The 19866-nt window shown below is 57.2% G+C and carries 16 protein-coding genes; 4 read left to right on the top strand and 12 right to left on the bottom strand.

Annotated features, from left to right (window positions below; genetic code table 11):
* Positions 1 to 2: 2 nt before the first annotated feature.
* From lhpI to DIT72_RS00150, 4 genes are all read right to left on the bottom strand, one after another.
* A complete protein-coding gene (gene lhpI / locus DIT72_RS00135) occupies positions 3 to 1769 on the bottom strand; it encodes a cis-3-hydroxy-L-proline dehydratase (protein WP_135953197.1) in 1767 nt (588 codons plus the stop codon).
* A 53-nt stretch (positions 1770 to 1822) separates the two neighbouring features.
* Positions 1823 to 2641, bottom strand: a complete 819-nt coding sequence (locus DIT72_RS00140) for an ABC transporter substrate-binding protein (RefSeq protein ID WP_135953198.1) — start codon at positions 2639 to 2641, stop codon at positions 1823 to 1825.
* A 275-nt stretch (positions 2642 to 2916) separates the two neighbouring features.
* Complete coding sequence (locus DIT72_RS00145; RefSeq protein WP_135953199.1) at positions 2917 to 4302, bottom strand: sigma-54-dependent transcriptional regulator; 1386 nt, start codon at positions 4300 to 4302, stop codon at positions 2917 to 2919.
* Entirely contained in the window at positions 4292 to 5794 is a 1503-nt protein-coding gene (locus DIT72_RS00150) for an ATP-binding protein (protein ID WP_228260683.1), read from the bottom strand. The genes DIT72_RS00145 and DIT72_RS00150 overlap by 11 nt, the downstream gene beginning before the upstream one ends.
* 244 nt (positions 5795 to 6038) lie before the next feature.
* Here DIT72_RS00150 and DIT72_RS00155 point away from each other — a divergent pair, with 244 nt between their 5' ends.
* Both DIT72_RS00155 and dctP read left to right on the top strand, forming a co-directional pair.
* Positions 6039 to 6428, top strand: a complete 390-nt coding sequence (locus DIT72_RS00155) for a DUF4168 domain-containing protein (protein ID WP_135953200.1) — start codon at positions 6039 to 6041, stop codon at positions 6426 to 6428.
* Between the two features lie 142 nt (positions 6429 to 6570).
* On the top strand, positions 6571 to 7650 hold the full coding sequence (gene dctP, locus DIT72_RS00160) for a TRAP transporter substrate-binding protein DctP (protein WP_135953201.1): 1080 nt from the start codon (positions 6571 to 6573) through the stop codon (positions 7648 to 7650).
* Between the two features lie 18 nt (positions 7651 to 7668).
* Here dctP and DIT72_RS00165 read toward each other — a convergent pair whose 3' ends face one another.
* Positions 7669 to 8508: a 23S rRNA (adenine(2030)-N(6))-methyltransferase RlmJ gene (locus tag DIT72_RS00165; RefSeq protein WP_135953202.1), complete on the bottom strand. Its 840-nt coding sequence runs from the start codon at positions 8506 to 8508 to the stop codon at positions 7669 to 7671.
* Between the two features lie 156 nt (positions 8509 to 8664).
* Between DIT72_RS00165 and DIT72_RS00170 the strand changes: the two genes are divergently transcribed.
* Positions 8665 to 9972 carry an MFS transporter gene (locus tag DIT72_RS00170; protein ID WP_135954673.1) on the top strand — a complete coding sequence of 436 codons (1308 nt, stop codon included), beginning with the start codon at positions 8665 to 8667 and terminating at the stop codon, positions 9970 to 9972.
* A gap of 10 nt (positions 9973 to 9982) precedes the next feature.
* Here the strand turns inward: DIT72_RS00170 and DIT72_RS00175 are convergent, their stop codons facing one another.
* The 6 genes from DIT72_RS00175 to DIT72_RS00200 form a co-directional block, all read right to left on the bottom strand.
* Positions 9983 to 10348: a DUF4870 family protein gene (locus tag DIT72_RS00175; RefSeq protein WP_135953203.1), complete on the bottom strand. Its 366-nt coding sequence runs from the start codon at positions 10346 to 10348 to the stop codon at positions 9983 to 9985.
* 65 nt (positions 10349 to 10413) lie between these two features.
* Entirely contained in the window at positions 10414 to 12054 is a 1641-nt protein-coding gene (locus DIT72_RS00180) for a methyl-accepting chemotaxis protein (RefSeq protein ID WP_135953204.1), read from the bottom strand.
* Between the two features lie 214 nt (positions 12055 to 12268).
* The gene (locus tag DIT72_RS00185) at positions 12269 to 14293 is read right to left on the bottom strand and encodes a PhoX family protein (RefSeq protein WP_135953205.1); all 2025 of its coding nucleotides are present in this window, start codon (positions 14291 to 14293) and stop codon (positions 12269 to 12271) included.
* Between the two features lie 203 nt (positions 14294 to 14496).
* Positions 14497 to 14799: a hypothetical protein gene (locus DIT72_RS00190; protein ID WP_135953206.1), complete on the bottom strand. Its 303-nt coding sequence runs from the start codon at positions 14797 to 14799 to the stop codon at positions 14497 to 14499.
* 139 nt (positions 14800 to 14938) lie between these two features.
* Positions 14939 to 15199, bottom strand: a complete 261-nt coding sequence (locus tag DIT72_RS00195; RefSeq protein ID WP_135953207.1) for a hypothetical protein — start codon at positions 15197 to 15199, stop codon at positions 14939 to 14941.
* 116 nt (positions 15200 to 15315) lie between these two features.
* Positions 15316 to 17118, bottom strand: a complete 1803-nt coding sequence (locus tag DIT72_RS00200) for an acyl-CoA dehydrogenase (protein ID WP_135953208.1) — start codon at positions 17116 to 17118, stop codon at positions 15316 to 15318.
* 368 nt (positions 17119 to 17486) lie between these two features.
* Here DIT72_RS00200 and DIT72_RS18245 point away from each other — a divergent pair, with 368 nt between their 5' ends.
* Positions 17487 to 17651: a hypothetical protein gene (locus DIT72_RS18245; RefSeq protein WP_168354991.1), complete on the top strand. Its 165-nt coding sequence runs from the start codon at positions 17487 to 17489 to the stop codon at positions 17649 to 17651.
* Positions 17652 to 17736: 85 nt separating this feature from the next.
* Here the strand turns inward: DIT72_RS18245 and DIT72_RS00205 are convergent, their stop codons facing one another.
* Positions 17737 to 19791 carry an NADPH-dependent 2,4-dienoyl-CoA reductase gene (locus DIT72_RS00205; protein WP_135953209.1) on the bottom strand — a complete coding sequence of 685 codons (2055 nt, stop codon included), beginning with the start codon at positions 19789 to 19791 and terminating at the stop codon, positions 17737 to 17739.
* Positions 19792 to 19866: the final 75 nt, after the last annotated feature.

Below are 19866 nucleotides of genomic sequence, written 5' to 3' on the forward strand. Positions count from 1 at the left end.
GCTCAACAGATTCCTTTTGGTTCGGTAGAAACGGCCAGCCATGCCGGGAGCTGCCCGCTGGCCTGACCACTGCAGGCGGCATCAACACACGCAGCGAGGCTGCCAAAATGCACTTTGCGACCAATCAGGTTGGGAGCGTAATGCGCATATTTTCCCGAGTTGGTCATTAACGTCCGCGCGGCTGGCGGTATCACCGGCTCGCCAAGCATGCACCAGCAGGTGTCATTGATCAGCAAGGCACCGAATGCCTCTAACACCGCGATGTATCCGGCAGCGCGCGCCTGCTCGTGCACGGCACGTCCCAGTGTTACCGCCAGGACAACGTCCGGATGCTTGGTACGCCCGTTGCACAACTCGGCAAGCATTGCGCATTCGGTCAGGGAAAAGTGCGGGTTACCAAGTGCCACCAGATCTACCTGAGGGTCCTCGGCACCGTTCAGCTCATTCCAGCTGGCGAGAAGGTCAACCGGTTCAACACGCAGCTTTCTGCGGGGCGACTTTCCGCCGCAAGCCATAGCAACTGTCGCAGCCTCGGGGGTGACGCCGGTAATATGAAACATGGGCGCGGCAGAGCTCGTCGCAAAGGCCGCACCAAAGGCCTTGAGGTCATCGAGACCAGGCCCGGCTTCTTCAAGACCACAAATTACCGGGACTGATGCTCCCGTGAGCAGGCCAACGTGGTAGCCGAGCAAAGGCCAGAAAGCGTCGTCCGAACCATTGAGCAGGGGAACATCAATACGGACCGCTGCATGGCGATTCTCATCAAGGTGGCAGCCAGTCAGCGGAGCCCGGCCGGTGAGCGCTATGCAGATGTCGAGGTAGTCCGGGTATTTCTGGGTTCGCGCACCAAGGACACTGTTGGCATAAACCACGGCATTGGACTCGGCCCATACAATCTGCTCAGAAGCTTTCGGAGCGCTATCAAGAAGATAGGGAGCGCAGGTGAAACTCAGTTGAGCCCCCATATCCATGTAGGCGTCTGCGAGTGCGCTGGCGGGTTCCCCGAGTGCGGTATCGACCCCCATTTTTCGCCAGCGACGCTGGTCGACCGAAATGGAATTGAGGGTAGTCGGGATGCGCACCCTGGCTCCCCGGTTTTTAAGCTTATTGGCAAAAAGCAGACATGCCGGCCCTGTGTAGATGCAGCCGTCAATATGAGCCTGCGTGACGTCGATCAGCTTGTGTGCCCGCTGGAGACTGGCCATGCGCAGGATTATGCGCATGGCAATTTGCGCAGCCTCGCCATGGCTGCCATCGAGTAGGGAACGATCTGTCTCATCGAGTTCGACAGTCGTATCTTCGGTACCCGATTCGTCAGCTGTTACGTCGTCCCGGCTGACACCGGGCTCAGCGTCGAACAGGTGCAGGCGGCTTCCCTGAATGCGGCCAAACCGGGCAAACTGAAGCTTCGCGAAAGACTGTTCATCGAGATGAAGGACCGGGATCGATCTGCCGAACAGAGTATCGGCGATAATGACACCCAGGGTGAGTATCTCTTCCCGTTCTGAAAACACAAGAGCTGCCGGCGCATGACCGTTTGTAATCAGCTCGAGCAAGATACTGCTGCCAGTGCAGGACCCCCTTCCACCGGGTATAGCCAGAATCCGTCCAGCGACATTCTGGCCGCTCAGCGAATGATGCTGATCTATAACGTCACCCGTGGAGGGGTCGATTCCGCCCCAGAAACTCAAGCCAGCATTGGCATACAGTACTTCACCCTCGGCCTTACCTGTGACTAGACTGCGTCCGGAAAGTGGCACATCAGGCATCTGCTACTCCATTTCAGCCAAAGAACTGAGGCGACAATTACTGCCAGAAATGATTAGTAATAAACGCCCGGGACAGTCAGATTGACTGGCTCACCACCAACCCACTTGTCGTAAAGCTCAGCATATCGACCAGTGCGAACCTGCTGATGGATGAAAAGGTTGAGATAATTCAGGAGGCCGTATTCGTCACGTTTCGCGGCAAGGGAAACGAAGTCAGTGACATAAGGTGCGTCGCCCGCAATCTTCAGGCCTTCATATTTGCCAGCCTTGAGGGTGGAAGAGGCGACCGTGTTGGTTACTACAGTGGCATCGATATGGCCCTGGGCCACTGCCAGGATAGTGTCGTTCTGGCTCTGGTAGGATCTGAACGTGCCGTCCTCGTCTGCCCATTTCTTTACGTCTTTTTCCAGGGCCATTGCCTCAAAGGTGCCGCTGGTATTGCCAACTGGCCGTCCTTCAAGATCTTCATACGAGTCGATGTCGGCATCTTCCCGGGTCAGGACCACCATCTGGAAGGCGAAATAGGGAATCGACATGCCGACCACCTGGGCCCGGCCAAGGGTATCCGAGGTAGAGGCAACGATCACGTCAGCGCGGCCGGAAAGGATTGCCGGAATCCGGTCGGGGAAAGGTGTCCCTACGATTTCAGCTTCAACGCCAAGCGCCTCCGCCAGATCATTGCAATAGTCGACATCGAACCCTGCCGGCTCATTATTGTCATCACGGAATCCCATTGGCGGGAAGTCAAGCGTCACTGCACAACGCAGCGTTTCAGAGTTGATAATGTCATCAAGCTTGTCAGCAAGTGCCTGGCTGGCAAAAGAGGCCCCCAGAACTGCAGTAAGAACGGTAGCTATGGTTTTAATTTTCATAACGGTTCTCTTTTTGTTGATTTGGTTAGTTGTTGCTAGCTAGCTGGTTTAATGCAGGGCAACGAATTGAGTATTTCTTATTTCGGATACGATGTGAAGTTTTTTTTACATGTATCACCGGCGCTGAAACTGAACCGGCCATCCGGTCGCAACCCTGGTTAGAGCATAGGAGCAACTGTCACAATCGGCCAACTTTCCACCGGAATTTAACGACATAACGGTCAGACCGGTATCGCAGCACCGCGCCCGGGCCTCACAGTATGGCCTGTTTGCGGTCAGTCACCGGCCTCGGGCTTTTCGCTATCCAGCCAGCGATAGAGGGTGCGGCGATTTACCCCCAGTATCTGTGCTGCCCGCCGCTTGTTGCCGCCCACAGCATGGATAACCTGCCCCACATAATCCTGCTGGACCTGCTCCAAAGTGGGCCAGCCTGCGAGGTTCCCTGCGGGCAACCCGGGTCTTGCCCCGGGTGCCTCAGTCTGACGTTTGCGGATTCTTGCGGGCAGGTGTTCGGGAAGGATCACGTCGCCATCGCAGAAGGTCACCGCCCGCTCGATGGCACTGCCCAGTTCTCTGACATTGCCCGGGAACGGGTAATCGGAGAGCATCTGCGATGCCACCTCGCTCAGTTGCAGGAAACCGCGGTTGTGCCGCCTGGCCGAGCCCCTCAGAAAGTGCATGGCAAGCAGATCCACATCGTCCCCACGCTCCCTGAGTGGTGGCACTACCAGCGTCAGGGTTTCCAGCCGGTAATACAGATCCTCCCGGAAATTCCCCAGTTCCACGGCCCTGATCAGATCCTGGTGGGTGGCAGCGATAATGCGCACATCCACCTTCTCTTCCTGGTCGGCGCCTACCGGCTTGATGGTCCCTTCCTGCAGCACCCGCAACAGCTTTGCCTGCAGTGCCAGAGGCATTTCTCCGATTTCGTCGAGTAGCAGCGTACCCCCGTCGGCTTCCGCGAAGAGGCCCGGACGCGCTGACTTGGCGCCGGTAAAGGCGCCAGCTTCATGACCAAAGAATTCACTTTCCATCAACTCATGGGGAATACCGGCACAGTTCACCGGGATAAACGGCCGGTCCCTGCGCTCGCTCTCCGCGTGGATGGCACGTGCCACAAGCTCCTTACCGGTCCCGCTTTCGCCACTGATCAGCACCGCCGCCTGACTTCTGGCGACCTGCTTGATTTCGTTTCTCAGTTGCATCATCGCGCGGCTTTCACCCACCAGGCCCAGTGAGGTGTCTTCGCTGGTCTGCGATCTGTAGCGGGCCAGTTCGCTGGTAACGGCCGCATGGGCCAGCAAGCGCCTGATTTTCAATCTCAGATGATCAGTGGAAAGCGGCTTGGTAAGAAAATCATCAGCACCGGCCTTGAGGGCCTCCACTGCCTGGTCGACAGTGCCAAAAGCGGTAATGATGATAAAGGGCACCGACCTGCCCTCCGCCTGCAGTTGCCGGAGTATTGACAGGCCGTCACCGTCCGGAAGCCGGAGGTCGGAGACAATCAGATCAGCGCCGGACTCCAGGGCGAATCTGCGGCCTTCATCCGCTGTACCGGCACAGCTTACCCGGTAGCCATCCACCTCAAGCTCTTCCGCCAGCAATGTTCTCAAACTGGCGTCGTCTTCCACCAGCAGGATCGAAGATGGGTTACTGTCCATCGCCGGCCTCCTCATCAGCAGGGTTCTGTCTGTATACCGGCCAGAAGGTGGACATCCGGCATCCGCCGGCAGCGCTCGACCCTACCTCAATCCGGCCGCCGTGTTCCTTGAGCACACTGCCCACAACCGCGAGTCCCAGCCCGGTTCCCTCACCTGCGGCCCGGGTACTGAAGAAGGGTTCGAATATCCGCTCGCGCATGGCTTCCTCTATCCCCGGACCGTCATCATCCACTCGCAGCTCCCATAGCCCATCACGCTCGGCAAGACTGACCAATACCAGCGAACGGGCTGCCTGGCAGGCGTTACGGATAATATTCAGGCAGGCCATTTCCAGGCGCGTCGGCTCTGCCAGGATGTCTGCCTGGCGCAGGGGTATCTCTGAGCGAATCTCCACCCCCTGGCACTTGGGTTCTTCACGGATGCGCTCCACCACTTCCTTGGTGGTTGCCGCCAGATCCGTCTTCCGCCGGGAGTCAGGCACATGGCGGAAACAGTCCAGTAACTGCTGGATGATCAGCGTCATGCGATCGACCTGATGTTCTATATCCTTCAGGTGCCGCCTGTTGCCCTCGGCCAGATCGCCTCGCCCCAGTATATTGGCGCGGCCCTGGATGACGCTCAGTGGCGCACCCAGTTCATGGGCGACACCGCCGGCCACACGACCGATCATGGCAACTTTTTCCTGGTATTCGAGTTGCTCCGCAAGCTCCCGCTCACGTTCGACACTCTCCCTGATTTCCGTTTCTGCATGCATCATGCGCTCTCCCATGTCACGCAGGCCCTCGTGAATCTGACGCAGCTCCCGTGGCCCGGCGGGCGCTTCGTCAACCTGCCAGCGCCCGGGCGCCATCCGCTCCATGATTTGCAGCAACCGGCTGACATGGCGGCCAACCGCGCCATAGTGCCCGAGCACCACAACGAGAATGACGATCAACGACACCACCGACCAGATGCTGACCGCCCAGATCCGGCTGGAAGCCACCAGTTCGTGGAAATCACTGCGTTTGCGGGTTACCTGAAGCAGGCCCTGAATCCGGCCGTCTGCAGCGATCAACGGTGTGAACTGGGAAAAAACGGAAACGCCATCAACCTGGCGAAAGGCACCACCCACTTCGCCGCTGGCAATGACCTGCTCGGCACTGTCACTGCGGGTGACATCGGTGTCAGCCACGCCCAGACTGGCGACCTGCTGACCATCCTCATCAAACACGGATGCCCCGAACACGCGGCCAATGCGGAAGATGGATTTGAGCGACTCGCCCATCACAATGTCATCACCATCAGACATCGCCTGTGACAACGGGCCGCTGACAGCGCGGGCTACAAGCTCGAGATCCTCCCTCAGACGCTCGTTCAGATTTTCCTCCACGGCACCAAGCCCCACATAGATAGCAAGGCCACTGAACACCATCAGCGGAACAACGATGCTCAGTACCAGGGTCAGACGCAGTGAGCGGAACATGTCGCGCGCGGTTAGCACGGTCGTTTTCATAACCAACTCCGACAAAGTGTCACACATCTATGCCACATGTGACATTTAGCCACAATAGACATTACTTACCATTAACCTCAAAAACTGTCTATCTTGCTGATATTTAGTTATTTTTGTGCATTTATACAAACTGGCACAGGACTTGAACGGTACAGGTTACCGCTCGACCAGAGCCACATTCACGGTCCAACAAGATTGTTTGTAAAACACGCAGGCAATCCAATCACTGCAGAAGGAGAGAGTTATGAACAAGCTACTCATTTCAATGACCGCATCCCTGGCACTGCTTGCCGCTGGCCCCGCTGTCGCCCAGGAAAGTCCGGAATCGGCTAATACCGATGGCGGCTATAGCGACCCTGCTGCTGCAGGCACCCAGAACACCAATTTTAACGACCAGGAACTGAAGCAGTTCGTCGAGGCTCAGGAAGGCATCAATGAAATCCGTGACGAGTACATGGAGAAAATTGAAGCTGCCGATTCCCAGCAGAAAGCGCAGGAACTGCAAATGGAAGCGAACGACGAGATGGTGTCGGTGATTGAGGATGCCGGCATGGATATCCCGACCTACAACTCGATCGCAACTGCGTACAACAGCGAGCCAAAAGTAAGAAATCGCATTGACGCGCTGATGTAAACATCTTCCCGCTATTGTGTTGTCTCAGGCCCCGCTTTTGCGGGGCCTTTCTGGTTGTGCCTCCAGGCAGGGACAACCACTGTGCCGGCGTATTGTGGTACCTTGCACAAAAGCATCAGTTAACAGTGCCCGGAGACAGGAAATGCGAACACTTTGCCATTGGCAGACCCCCTTGTTTGCAATGGTCATTCTGCTATTGGCAGGCTGCTCAGACAGCCCTTCCCCGACCGCAACCACAGAAAATGAAGGTGCAAAGCCCACCTACCCGGTGACCTGGCGGTTTGCGCTGGAAGAAATTGAAGGCAGCGTCCAGCACCGTTACGCGCTGGAGCTGAAAGAGCGTATCGAAGGCATTGCGGACGGCAATATCCTTATCGACATTTTTCCTTACGGCTCGATCGGAACGTCCATACAGTTGACCGACCTGGCACGGGAAGGGTCAGTTCACCTGGCCTTCGCCTCACCCGGCCATCTGGCGGACGTCATTCCTGAAACCGGTGTCTTTACTCTCCACTTCCTGCTGTCGGACAACGAGACTGTAAACCGGAATATCCTGGCAAGCGACGAGCTGGTACAACAGTTCAGCAAGCCCTACGAGGAACAGCATCTTGAACTCCTCGGCTTTGTGCCCGAGGGCTGGATGGTCTGGACTGCAAACAGACCCCTGAAGACGCCCGCCGATTTCGACGGACTCGCATTCCGTACCATGACGTCGGAAATTGCGGCTGAAGCTTACAAGGCCTACGGAGCCAATCCGACCCCGGCACCCTTCTCCCAGGTATACAGCGATCTCCAGCTACGCCGTCTTGACGGGCAGGCCAACCCCATTTTTGCCATTGAGGAGATGGGGTTTTACGAAGTCCAGAGCACCATGACGTTCGCAAGGCCAGCCCAGTTCGTCACCTCGGTGGTTTCCAACAAGGAGTGGTTTGATGCCCTTCCCGAAGACCAGAAACGCTGGCTTGAGGAGGCACTGGATGAGGTTGCACCGCTTGTCTACGAAGTCCAGGCAGAACTCAATGCCAGCCGCCTTGAGACCATCCGGCAAAACAGCGATATTCGAACCCTCGAACTGACAGAGGAAGAGCGTGACCGGTTCCGCGAAGCCAGCCTCCCGGTTCGTGACACCTTTGCCCGCATTGCAGGCGACCGGGGAAAAGCGATTCTGGAACAACTCATCGAAATGGTCGATGAGGCGGAGTCAGAAGTTCCCGGCACCTGACCAGACAGGCTGATCACGCTATTCAGCAACCAGCCAGTCCATCATTAATGTAATATCAAGACAGTCTCTACCGGCGACGTCGTCCATCATCGCAGTGAGCCTGCGATCAAAACCCCAGGGCGGATTGACCACCAACATCCCCGAGCCGGTCATGCCTCTTTCCGGGGGCGTGCGAAGATGCACCTCGCTGCACAGCACCTTACGGACAGCGGTGGCCCTGATAGCCTCTTTCAACTGCTCCTGAAAGCCACTGGTCAAAACCGGATACCAGACCAGATAGATCCCATGCCGGCACTTTTGCCACGCTTTTCCAAGGGCTTGAGCAACATCTATGTAGTCGGACTTGATTTCATAGGACGGATCGATCAGTGACAGAAGGCGAGGCTGTTTCGGAGGCAACTGGCTGAGCAGCCCGGCCAGGCCATCCTGTCGGAGAACGCGGACCCGGCCCGCAGACGCCCAGTCTGCCAACTGTTCACTTTCAGAAGGATGGAGCTCAAACAGGGTCAGATCATCTCCGGGACGAAGAAAATGCCGGAACCAGGCCGGTGAGCCCGGGTAAATGCCCAGTTCCGCATCGTCGGCATTGAACTGTTCCAGAACGTCCAGAACGGGCTTCCAGTCGTCGGCCCGAAGCTGGTCACGAGCCTTCCACAGTCTCTGTACGCCCCGGTCAGCCTCTGCCGTTTTACGGGCCCTCTCGCTGCGCAAATCATAGATGGCGCTTCCGGCATGGGTGTCAAAACAGGCAATGCCGGTTTTTTTCGACTGCATCATCGTCAGCGTCAGGGCCAGAGCCGCATGTTTCTGTATATCGGCGAAGTTGCCTGCGTGGAAGGCGTGTAGATAGCTCAGCATCGGGTTTCCTGTGTGTTCGGAACTCGCGACTATTAGGCCGCAGGATGGTCTGGAATGCCACCCTTCCCGTAACCCGCTATTTAAGCCGAACAGAATCAGCTGGTATGATTTTGTGCTCACTTTCCCGGAGGACAACCGTTGTCCACAAAACAGTCCATGCCCAAAAGAGATGCCATTGATCAGCTCTACAGCCTGATCGCCAATGAGGAAGACGCTCGGGTCTGCAAGGATATTCCGGAGGAGGCCTGCCAGGAAGTTCCCCGCAATTTCTTTCTGATTCTTGCCAGCAACGTGCTGACCAAACTGGGTGACCTGCTGATCAGTCCGAAAACCGTACTGGCGTGGGTAATGAGCGCCGTGGGTGCCCCGGCCCTGGTTGCCTGGCTGGTACCTATCCGGGAATCCGGCTCCATGGTTCCGCAAATGGTCATCGCGGCCTGGGTTCGGCGGCGGGCGGTTCGCAAGTGGTTCTGGACGCTGGGGAGCTTCGGCCAGGCAGCCAGTGTTGTGGGCATGGCGGCAAGCGTCTGGTTTCTGGAGGGTTACGCTGCCGGTGGCGGCATCATAGCTTCGCTTATCGCGTTTTCACTGGCGCGGGGATTCTGCTCGGTATCAATGAAGGATGTTCAGGGCAAGTGCATTCCGAAAACCCGGCGCGGCCGGCTCTCCGGACTGGCGTCTACCATCGGCGGCACCGCTACCGTGATTCTTACCGTTCTGCTGTTCTGGGACCGGGGTGATCCGGCAATCGCCTTTTATACCGTCCTGTTGCTGCTGGCGGCGGCACTCTGGGTTATTGCCGGCCTGCTCTTTTCCGGGGTAAAGGAATATGAAGGTGAAACCGGTGGCGGCGGGAATGCCATCAACGAAGCGCTCAGCAGCCTGTCCCTGCTGCGCGATGACGTTCCGTTCCGGGACTTTGTGATTACCCGGGCGTTGCTGCTCTCTTCTGCACTGGCAGCCCCCTACTTCGTGGTTCTGGCTCAGAAAGCGTCTGATATCGGCTGGATGCTGGGAGTTTTCCTGCTGGCCAGCAGCCTGGCCAGCTCACTCAGCGCCAGTTTCTGGGGCTGGGCCGCAGACACCTCAAGCCGGAAGGTGATGATTCGCGGCGGTGCCATGGCCAGCGGGATTTGCCTGGGGGTCGGCGTGACTGCTGTAGTGTTTGGCACCGGCATCGGCAGTGTCTGGTTCTACCCCATTGCTTTTTTCGTGCTGAGCATTGCCCACGCAGGTGTGCGCCTCGGACGCAAAACCTATCTGGTCGATATGGCAGGTGGTAACAAACGAACGGACTACACGGCGGTGAGCAACACCGTCATCGGCTTTTTGCTACTGGCCACCGGCGGCCTGACCGCAGTTATCTCGCTGATTTCAGAGGTGGCGGTAGTTCTCGTGCTGGGGCTGATGGGGCTGGCCGGAACGCTCAGTGCCATGCGCCTGAAGGAAGTCACCGATACCTGAAACCTCGCCGTTACAAAGGGGCTTTGCCGTCATTCAGGGCCAGTGCCCCTTTAACGATGCGGTAAATGATCCAGATGGATATGCCCAGCAGTACAAACCAGCCAATGATCAGGGGCGTGGTCACAATGCCGACAACGGTCCATAACAGTCCTATCCAGAAGGTACGGATCTGCCAGCGGAAATGCGGCTCTATCCAGGTGTTCCTGACATCATCAAGCTTGACGTAGTTGATGATAACGCCTGCAAGGCCGGTGATTCCCCCCACGAAAAATGATAACGCCTGGAGGATATAGACCAGAACTGCAAGGTTGCGACCGGGCTCCTCACGGCGGGCCAGCGGGTCATCGTCTGCGGGGATATATTCAGGCTCGGACAAGGGGCTCTCCTTTTACTGCGTGCGGGAAAGTGTATCACAGCACCCGGGCCTGAAAACCGGGGCGTTCAGTGACTCTCCGGCTTGTAACCCAGGCGGAACCCGCCCCAGTGCCTGCCATTCACGTAGATCGGAACCGACAGGTCGTGCATGATTTCTCCGGTATCCCGACGGTAGGTCTGTAGCAGCATACTCTGGGTATGGCAGCCACAACGGGCGCCGGTGCGGTCGTTGAACAACCGCTTGCTGCGGCTCTTCACCAGGTCCACTTCCGGGTCGCCGGTTGGAGCATGGGCAAATTCACGGTTATGGGTGGGCACATAGCCATCTGGCGCTGAAGCGATTGCATACACCATGGACGGGTGGGCCGCCTTTACCGATTCCTGCACAGACGGCAGCTGCTGGTCCGTGAACCGGTCATAACTGCTTGAATATTTCCGGGGATCGGTATTGGCTATGGGTTCCCTCTTGTTATCAAAGAGCGCGTTCTGTGACAGCTGTCCGTCAGCAACGGCCTGCTCGAAGATCTGGCCAATCCGGTCCGCTCCCTGTCGCGCCTGATCATAGAAAGCCCGGTGATAGCTTTCATCGCTGTTCAGTGCGAACGCAGCATTGGCTTCTTCCGCCAGCTCCATCAGGGTCGCCGCCTGCTGGGCAAGGGAGGCCACACTTGAATCGCTCTCGGTGATCTGGTCGCGAACCGTTTCAATGGCACCAGACACCTGCTGCAGACTCTGTTCGTTGTTCTGGTCAATCTCAGCAATACGTGCCACCTGCTGCTGGACGCGGTCGGATTGATCACGGATCTGATCCAGGCGCTCACCAACACTCTCGACGGATTCCAGGCCGGTCTCCACGCTTTTGGCAAGATCTTCAATCCGTGAAACAATCAGCGAGGTGTCAGACCTTATTTCCTGAAGTGTTTCTGCCACTTCACCGGTTGCCTGCGCGGTTCGACCGGCCAGTTGCCTGACCTCATCGGCAACAACTGCGAACCCACGGCCCTGGTCTCCCGCACGGGCCGCTTCAATGGCCGCGTTCAGGGCGAGCAGGTTGGTCTGTTCTGCAATTCCCTGGATGGTGGTGGTGACTCCCTGGATCTTGTTGGACTTTTCGTTCAGCTCCTGGATCAGCCTCAGGTTCTCACCGGACTGCTCATGCACAGCCCGCACACTCTCTATTGCAAATGTCAGCGCTTCCCGGCCTTCGGTACTCACCTGACGATTCTGCAGGGCCATGGTCGCGGCATCAGTGGCCTGCTGGGCGGATTCACGCACACTGTCCGTAATCTGACCGGCATACTCAGCCATCTGGGAGGTTTCAGTGACCTGACGGTCCAGGCGAACCTTTAACTGGTCTGCTGCAAAAGATACCTGGGCAGCGGAAATCGCACTCTTGTCGGCACTGCCGGACAGCGCCTCAATCAGGGCTCGGCCGGCTTTTGCCTCGGCAAGAAGACCTGCACACTGCTGCCCCAGGGGGCTATCGTCAGACAGTTCCCCTGCATTCAACTGTCTGATTGCGCGCTCTACCGGTTCCAGTATCCGCAATACCAGATAGCCCGTGGCAACCACCAGGCCAACGATCAGGCCAATCAGAACGGACGAGCTGTCCAGTCCTATCAAAGGCGCCCCCAGCGTGGCTGTGATGGTGACAACAACGGCAACCAATGCCCCGATGAAAAGAACTGGTCGACTGAGAAAGCCCATGGATACCTCGTTATTATCATTATTAATGAATACATCTTTATTGACGATCATCCGTGAGAGTAATGAATTGGCCTGTATTAATAACTGCTACTTTAGTTCACCGCAATTGCTTTACGGCAGGCAGCTACAAATCTGAAACAAAAAAACGCAATCCGGAGACTTCCAGGCAGAAGAATCCGGATTGCGTTCAGGTCCGACCGGCGATCCTGGCGCCTCAGGCGCCCACAACACCACCGTCATCGCGGGTGATAATTACGGTCGAGTCACGTGGATGATCGCCCTCAGTGCCGGCAGGCCAGTCGGAACGTGGATGCTGGATATTGACGAACATGGTCTTCACATCCGGCGTGGTGACTACGCCAGTTACTTCACAGCCGACAGGCCCGACAAAGAAGCGCCTGATTTCACGGGTCTCCGGGTTCGCGGCCAGCATCATGTTGTTCTGGTATGGTGCGGCATCCGAACCGTCAGTCTGTATCCACAGACGGCCGTTATAGTCGAACCACAGACCATCCGGGCTGTTGAAGATATTGTCATCGGTCAGGGAAACAATAACCTGATCATCAACAACGGTTTCCGTACCCTGCTCACCAGCGAATACAAAGATATCCCAGTCAAAACGGCTGGCAGCATGATTGTCGCCCTCTTCGCTCCATCGAATGATATGGCCTGTGGTGTTATTTGCATTCGGGTTGGCAGCGTTCACCTGCTCTTCGGTGCGTCGGGAATTGTTGGTCAGGGTGAAATAGACCTGGCCGGAATCGGGGTCCACAGCACCCCACTCAGGGCGATCCATCGGGGTCGCTCCAGCAATATCAGCAGCAAGACGGGTGTTCAGTAAAACATCGGCCTGGTTTTCAAAACCATCGAAATCGACGCTGCCAACCGTCGTGCCAACAGCAGACCTCACTTTGTTGGCAAATCCGGCGTCATCCAATGACAACGGCAACCAGTCACCCGAGCCATCTTCGTTGAAGCGCGCAACATACAGGGTGCCTTCGTCCAGCAGATAACCGCCGGCAGTCGCTGCGTAATAGGGCGTGGACGAAACGAATTTGTAGATGTACTCAAACCGGGAGTCATCCCCGGAGTAACAGACCACCGATTCACCCTCCCTGACCGGCGCGAAAATGACGCCTTCGTGCCCAAAGCGGCCAAGAGCGGTGCGCTTTTGTGGCTTGCTTTCGGGAGTAAACGGATCGATTTCTACCATGTAACCGTAGGTGTTGGCTTCGTTGCGATAATCGGCTGTTGCGGTGTCGCCCTTCGGCGTTATATTGAAGCGCACATATTCGTCAGCACCATTGTCGGCCAGTTCCCAGTCATATCGGGATGTATCATCGACACCATGGCGTGTCTGTTCGCGTGGACGGTCGGTATCGGCATTCCTGAAATAGCCGTGCCAATTCTCCTCAGCCGCCAGATAGGTTCCCCATGGTGTTGGCCCCATGGCGCAGTTATTCACAGTGCCACGGGTTTCAGTGCCATCAGCACTGTATTTGGTGACAAGCTTTCCGTACCCGCGCAGCGGTCCGCGGATATCCATCCCGGTATTACCGGTAATGCGTCGGTTAAAGGGGCTTCCAAAGACGATGTCCCAGGTGCCTTCGCTGTCACGCTTGATGTGCACAACCGACACGCCATGGGCGGCAATTTCCTTACGGACTTCATCGGCCGGACGAACACCACCGTTATCGGCAGCCCTGGTCGGGCCATCAGGGTGCAGTGCCTTCTGGTTGATATATTCATGGTTCATCACCAGCAGACCTTCGCTGGAACTGTTACCTCCAGCCTTCTGATCAATCGGGAAGAAATGAAGGCCATCATGATGCATGCCAACCTGCTGCTCCTGATCGGCCCCGGAGTTTGATGCGTCTGCCTTGAACTCAGGGTAAGAACCGGTAATCGGCGTGCCCCAGGGCAGAAATGCCCGGGAAGAATAACCCTCCGGAACCACAACCCGGTTCTCTGAAGATACCGGGACAGCCCTGAAACCCAGATCTGTTGCAGAGGCATTCCCGCTCGTCGTGGCACTATCGTTGCTGTTGCTGTCGCTGCCGCAGCCAGCAAGACCTAACCCCATGACGCTGGCAAGAGCCGCGCCAACGCTGCCTTTCATCAGGGTACGTCGCTGCATTCGTGCCTGCAGCACGTGCGCAAAGGAAGTGTTATCAGAGTGGTTTACAACGGGCTCGTAATTGGGATCCAGATAGTCCGGATCCAGGTCATGCTTTGCCATGGTCCTGTCTCTCTCAGGTGGTTTATAGGTGTTGCCGAGAACCCATTGTCGAAGCCACAAGTGACAGATTGCGGACAGCCAGAAGTCAGTTTCTTTAACGTTTTTTTACAGGCCAAAAAAAACCTGCTCCCTCAGGGGCAGGCTTTTTGCCGGCTATGCGACTATTCGAGGCTATCGCTAACCCCGATAAAGGTCGGAAGACCTTACTGCATGGAATCACCTGCCTCTTCAGCAGCTTCCCCGATCTCCTCACCAGCCTCTTCAGCTGCTTCACCGGTTTCTTCAGCAGCGTCACCGGCAGCATCCTTGGTTTCGTCCCAGGCACTGTCATTCTGGCCGGTTGCGTCTTCGTAGGTTTCTTCGGCCGCATCACCGGCGTCGTCCGCCATATCCTCGACGTTATCGCCGGCTTCCTCGAAATCTGCGCCTTCGTTGTCGTCCTGGCTGCAGGCCGCGAGGCCCAGCGTCATCAGCAGAGCCAGTGCGCTCAGTGTCAGCTTGTTCATAACCATATTCCTTTTTGGTTTGGCGTGTGAAAACAGCAACAACTAGTCTACGGCCACGGGCAACCCCGGCACAATTACCTGCTGATTACGTTTTTGTTAGTAGCAACAATAGTTTAGGAAAAGCAACAACCTGCTGATATCAATCAGTACAAGCCACTTTTCTGCCATCGAGAGTCAGTACGTGGTCCAGCCGGATCATATGCCCACGACCCAGCAAAACAAATTCCTGGCCCGCCCTGCTGAACAGGTCCCGGATGATATCGTGGGTGGTCTGAATCTGGCCGGCGTCATCGCGGTAGACGACTTCAGCCAGCCTGGATGAGGTCAGATATTCCCTGAGCAGACTGTGAATTTCACAGCGTACGGGCTGGTAAGCGTTAGAAACAGGTCCGGACGTCATGGCAGGTTTTCCCTGTAGGCACAGACGGGACAGAAAAAATGCCCCGGCGCAGGCGCATACAGCGACAACCCGGAGCATGCCCACAGTCTGGTTCAGATCGGGTCAGTCTGCCAGTTTCAGAACCATTCCGGCTTCATGTTCATGCAGGTGTCGTCCTGATTCCTCAGCAGCACCAGGTCCTGAGCCACGGTTGGCAACTCCCAGTGGAAGAAGTACTGGGCGGCCTGCAGTTTGCCCTGGTAGAAACTGCGTTCGTCATCACTGTTTGCCAGGTCCAGCGCCCTGGCAGCAGCGTTGGCCTGACGCAGCCACATCCAGGATACAATAATGTGGCCGAACAGATGCAGGTAGCAGGAGGCGTTAGCCAGAACGCGGTCCGGATCTTCCGACATCAGGGACTTGCCCAGGCTCTGGGTGACCTTGACGGCCTGCTGCAGGGTTTCGCTGAGGGAAAGCGCCCACTGCTGGCAGCGATCGGTGGTGGCGGCTTCCAGATCCACCTGCATTTCCTGCATCAGTAACTGCAGGCCGTGACTCTGATCCTGCCAGATCTTCCGGCCCAGCAGGTCCAGCGCCTGGATGCCGTTGGTGCCTTCGTGGATCGGATTGAGGCGATTGTCCCGCCAGCACTGTTCCACCGGATATTCACGGGTATAGCCGGCACCACCATAGACCTGGATGGCCAGATCGTTGGCTCTGGGGCCGTATTCGGACGGCCACGCCTTGATCACCGGAGTCAGCAGGTCCAGCAGTCTGCCGGCTTCCATCCGCTTTTGCTCGTCCGGGTGGGTGTGCTGGTCGTCGATCAGCCGCGCGCCGTAAAGGCACAGGGCCACGCCGCCTTCGCTATAGGCCTTCTGTGCCAGCAACATGCGGCGAACGTCTGCATGTTCAATGATCGGCACCTGCGGTGCTTGCGGGTTCTTTTCCGACGGTTTGCGGCCCTGCAGGCGGTCCCTGGCATACTCAAGGCTGTGCATGTAGCCGCGGTAGCCAATCACGGCGGCACCAAAGCCGACACCAATGCGGGCTTCATTCATCATCTGGAACATGTACTTGAGGCCCTGGTGAGGCTCTCCGACCAGATAGCCGTGGCAGGGCTCATCGTCGCCGAAACTGAGCGCGGTGGAGGTGGTGCCACGATAACCCAGCTTGTGAATCAGACCTGCCAGATTCACGCCGTTGCGCTCTTTCGGGTTGCCGTCTTCATCGACTATGACTTTCGGGACAATAAACAGGGAGATACCCTTCACCCCTGGTGGTGCACCCTTGATCTTGGCCAGCACCATGTGAACGATATTGTCGGTAATGGACTGCTCACCGCCAGAGATATAGATCTTGGCGCCCTTGATCAGGTAGTGCCCTTCCTCTGTCGGAGACGCCGAGGTGCGGATATCCGCCAGTGATGAGCCGGCATGGGGCTCTGTCAGTGCCATGGTGCCGCTGAAGCGGCCGCTGAGCATGTGGGGCAGAAAGGTGTTTTTCTGCTGGTCACTGCCGAACACACGGATCAGGTTGGCGGCGGCCGTCGTCAGGAAGGGGTAGCCTGCGGTGCCGGGGTTGGCTGCGGTGAAGAAGCCGTTACAGGCAGACATTACGGATTCAGGCAGTTGCATGCCACCGAGCTCGTAATCGTAGCGCCCGGCGATGAAGCCTGCGTCGGCATAGGCGTGGAAGGCTTCTTTTACCTGGGGCAGCATTTCTATATGGCCATCCACAAAGCGGGGCTCGTCTTTGTCGGCGGCGCTGTTGTGGGTGGCGAATTTGTCGCGGGCGATCCTGTCGGCGGTTTCGATGACGGCATCGAAGGTGTCGCGGCTGTGTTCGCTGAAGCGTTCGCGTTCACTGAGGCTTTCGGTATCGAGCACTTCGTAGAGCTGGAATGCCAGGTCGCGGCGGTCTATCAGGGTGTCTGTCATTGGTGGTCTCCTGTTTATGGCGCATAGCCTCTCATACGGCCGTTTTTGTTGAAACCGGCGTTAATGACGTAATCATGGTCAAATCCGCCATTTTCCTCGAAATATTTTCTGCAGGTATTCGTCAGAAGGCCACCAGCGGGAATTCACCACGCGGCTGGTGACTGATGGCGCCAGGCCCGGCCGGTGTGTCATTGGGAATGACACTGCTTGCAGATGGGGACTGGCGGGATTATCCTGCCGGCGGTTTGGACGCTAGCGCACCGACACAGCGGTTTGGCCCGGGTTATGCTTGATTTCAGGTACAGGGCCAAAAGCCATTGCCAAACGTAAAAATTATTGACACAGGGTTTCCCGCGGAGGGTAATACCATGACAGCACTACAGAAAAACCAGCAAACAGATCTGCTGAGCCGCCTCTACGACATGAAGCAGAAACAGCTGTTGCAGGCCAGTCAGCAGGCAGACAGCCTCCGTTACCGGGTACTGTCCGCAGAAGCCGATGCCATCAGCGAGGCCCTGAAAGCCATTCGATAAAGGCAGGCACTGTAACAGTAACTGACTGCCCTCAGGGACCGACTGATAAAGACAATCACTATGTGACCAAATTTGTCGCTTCCGATCAGATACCGGCAGCCACTTCGGTACCCTGGCGGATTGCCCGCTTGGCATCCAGCTCTTCCGCAACATCCGCCCCACCGATCAGGTGAGTCTGAACTCCGCGATTTTTCAAATCATCAAACAACGCCCGGAACGGTTTCTGGCCTGCGCAAATAATCACATTGTCCACCGCCAGCACTTTTCTGTCCGTAACCTTGCCGTCCTTGTCCGATAAGGTGATGTGCAGGCCTTCATCGTCAATCTTTTCGTAGCTGCAGCCACGGAGCATTTCCACATCCCGATGCTTCAGGCTGCTGCGATGAACCCAGCCGGAGGTCTTGCCCAGGCCGCCGCCCACCTTGCTGCTCTTGCGCTGCATCAGGTAGATCTTGCGCGGAGACGATGCCGGCTTGCGCTCCGCCAGCCCACCAGGCCCTTCAAATTGCGGATCCACGCCCCATTCCGCCTGCCAATCGGCAACGCTGACCTGTTCGCCTTCCGGATGATGAGCCGAATCGTGGGTCAAAAACTCACTGACATCGAAACCGATACCACCGGCACCAATCACTGCTACCGACTGGCCGACAGGCTTGTTATGGCGGAGCACGTCGAGGTAACCCAGCACTTTCGGGTGATCGATACCTTCGATCTTCGGTGTCCGTGGTTTGACGCCGGTGGCAATAATGACGTCATCAAAGCCCGCTTCACTCAGCGAATCCGCGTCCACGGGAGTGTCGAGCCTGAGTTCGATACCAAGGATTTCAATCTGGCGCTGGTAGTAGCGCAGGGTTTCGTAGAATTCTTCCTTGCCCGGAATGCGCTTGGCGTAGTTGAACTGGCCGCCAATCATCCCGTCAGCTTCAAACAGCGTCACCTGGTGCCCGCGTCTGGCAGCTGTGGTAGCTGCAGCCAGACCGGCAGGCCCGGCACCGACCACGGCAATGCGGCGTCTGATCGGCGCCACCGTGAGTACCAGTTCGGTTTCGTGGCACGCGCGGGGGTTTACCAGGCAGGAGGCTCGCTTGAGCTGGAACACGTGGTCCAGGCACGCCTGATTGCACGCGATGCAGGTATTGATTTCGTCACTGCGGTTCTGTTCCGCCTTGCGGACAAACTCGGAATCCGCCAACAGCGGCCTCGCCATGGACACCATATCCGCCTTGCCAGCCGCCAGTATTTCCTCACCTTTCTCCGGAGTGTTGATGCGGTTGGTGGTGCATACCGGAATGTCCACCTCGCCATAGAACTTGGCAGTCACATCGGCAAAACCACCCCGGGGCACGGAGGTTACGATCGTGGGTACCCGGGCTTCATGCCAGCCAATGCCGGTGTTGATAATCGTGGCGCCGGCCTTTTCGATGGCGTTGCCCAACTGAACCACCTGATCCCAGGTCTGCCCATCCTCTACCAGGTCCAGCATCGACAGACGGTAAATGATGATGAATTCGGGACCCACCGCTTCGCGCATCCGGCGTACAATTTCCACGGGTAGCTGCATACGGTTCTCGAAGGGTCCACCCCATTTGTCGCTGCGCTTGTTGGTGCGTTCGCACAGGAACTGGTTGATGAAATAGCCTTCGGAACCCATCACTTCAACGCCGTCGTACCGGGCCAGTTGCGCCAGCCTGGCGGCATCGACGAAATCATTGATCTGTTTCTCCACTCCTTTGCCGGACAGGGCGCGCGCCCTGAAGGGCGTGATCGGCGCCTTGGTGGCAGAAGCCGACACGCTGAAGGGCTGGTAACCGTAACGGCCGGCGTGCAGCAACTGCAGGCAGATCTTGCCCCCGGCCTCATGGACTTCGTTGGTGACATGGCGATGAAGCAAGGCGGTACCACGATGATTCATGGTGGACGCCAGGGGCGAAAGCTGGCCAACAAAGTTGGGCGAGAAGCCTCCGGTTACCATTAGCCCCACACCCCCTTCTGCACGCTCGGCGAAATAACGGGCGAGCTTGTGGATGTTCCAGAACCGGTCTTCCAGGCCGGTGTGCATGGAGCCCATGAGTACGCGGTTTTTCAACTCGGTGAAGCCCAGATCCAGGGGTTCGAGCAGGTTCGGGTAGGCAGGGGGCATGTGGTTTCCTTTGTCCTTCGAAGGCGTTTTCATCAGCAGGCAACATGGTAGCATAGCGGCCTACGACGAATGTAT

The sequence above is a fragment of the Marinobacter orientalis genome (assembly GCF_004792665.1).
GTDB classification, from domain to species: domain Bacteria; phylum Pseudomonadota; class Gammaproteobacteria; order Pseudomonadales; family Oleiphilaceae; genus Marinobacter; species Marinobacter orientalis.

Excerpts from the sequence above, each read along its gene's own strand:
- lhpI (WP_135953197.1), bottom strand. The coding sequence starts at position 1,769 with ATGCCTGATGTGCCACTTTCCGGACGCAGTCTAGTCACAGGTAAGGCC.
- DIT72_RS00140 (WP_135953198.1), bottom strand. The coding sequence starts at position 2,641 with ATGAAAATTAAAACCATAGCTACCGTTCTTACTGCAGTTCTGGGGGCC.
- DIT72_RS00145 (WP_135953199.1), bottom strand. The coding sequence starts at position 4,302 with ATGGACAGTAACCCATCTTCGATCCTGCTGGTGGAAGACGACGCCAGT.
- DIT72_RS00150 (WP_228260683.1), bottom strand. The coding sequence starts at position 5,794 with ATGAAAACGACCGTGCTAACCGCGCGCGACATGTTCCGCTCACTGCGT.
- DIT72_RS00155 (WP_135953200.1), top strand. The coding sequence starts at position 6,039 with ATGAACAAGCTACTCATTTCAATGACCGCATCCCTGGCACTGCTTGCC.
- dctP (WP_135953201.1), top strand. The coding sequence starts at position 6,571 with ATGCGAACACTTTGCCATTGGCAGACCCCCTTGTTTGCAATGGTCATT.
- DIT72_RS00165 (WP_135953202.1), bottom strand. The coding sequence starts at position 8,508 with ATGCTGAGCTATCTACACGCCTTCCACGCAGGCAACTTCGCCGATATA.
- DIT72_RS00170 (WP_135954673.1), top strand. The coding sequence starts at position 8,665 with ATGCCCAAAAGAGATGCCATTGATCAGCTCTACAGCCTGATCGCCAAT.
- DIT72_RS00180 (WP_135953204.1), bottom strand. The coding sequence starts at position 12,054 with ATGGGCTTTCTCAGTCGACCAGTTCTTTTCATCGGGGCATTGGTTGCC.
- DIT72_RS00185 (WP_135953205.1), bottom strand. The coding sequence starts at position 14,293 with ATGGCAAAGCATGACCTGGATCCGGACTATCTGGATCCCAATTACGAG.
- DIT72_RS00190 (WP_135953206.1), bottom strand. The coding sequence starts at position 14,799 with ATGAACAAGCTGACACTGAGCGCACTGGCTCTGCTGATGACGCTGGGC.
- DIT72_RS00195 (WP_135953207.1), bottom strand. The coding sequence starts at position 15,199 with ATGACGTCCGGACCTGTTTCTAACGCTTACCAGCCCGTACGCTGTGAA.
- DIT72_RS00200 (WP_135953208.1), bottom strand. The coding sequence starts at position 17,118 with ATGACAGACACCCTGATAGACCGCCGCGACCTGGCATTCCAGCTCTAC.
- DIT72_RS18245 (WP_168354991.1), top strand. The coding sequence starts at position 17,487 with ATGACAGCACTACAGAAAAACCAGCAAACAGATCTGCTGAGCCGCCTC.
- DIT72_RS00205 (WP_135953209.1), bottom strand. The coding sequence starts at position 19,791 with ATGCCCCCTGCCTACCCGAACCTGCTCGAACCCCTGGATCTGGGCTTC.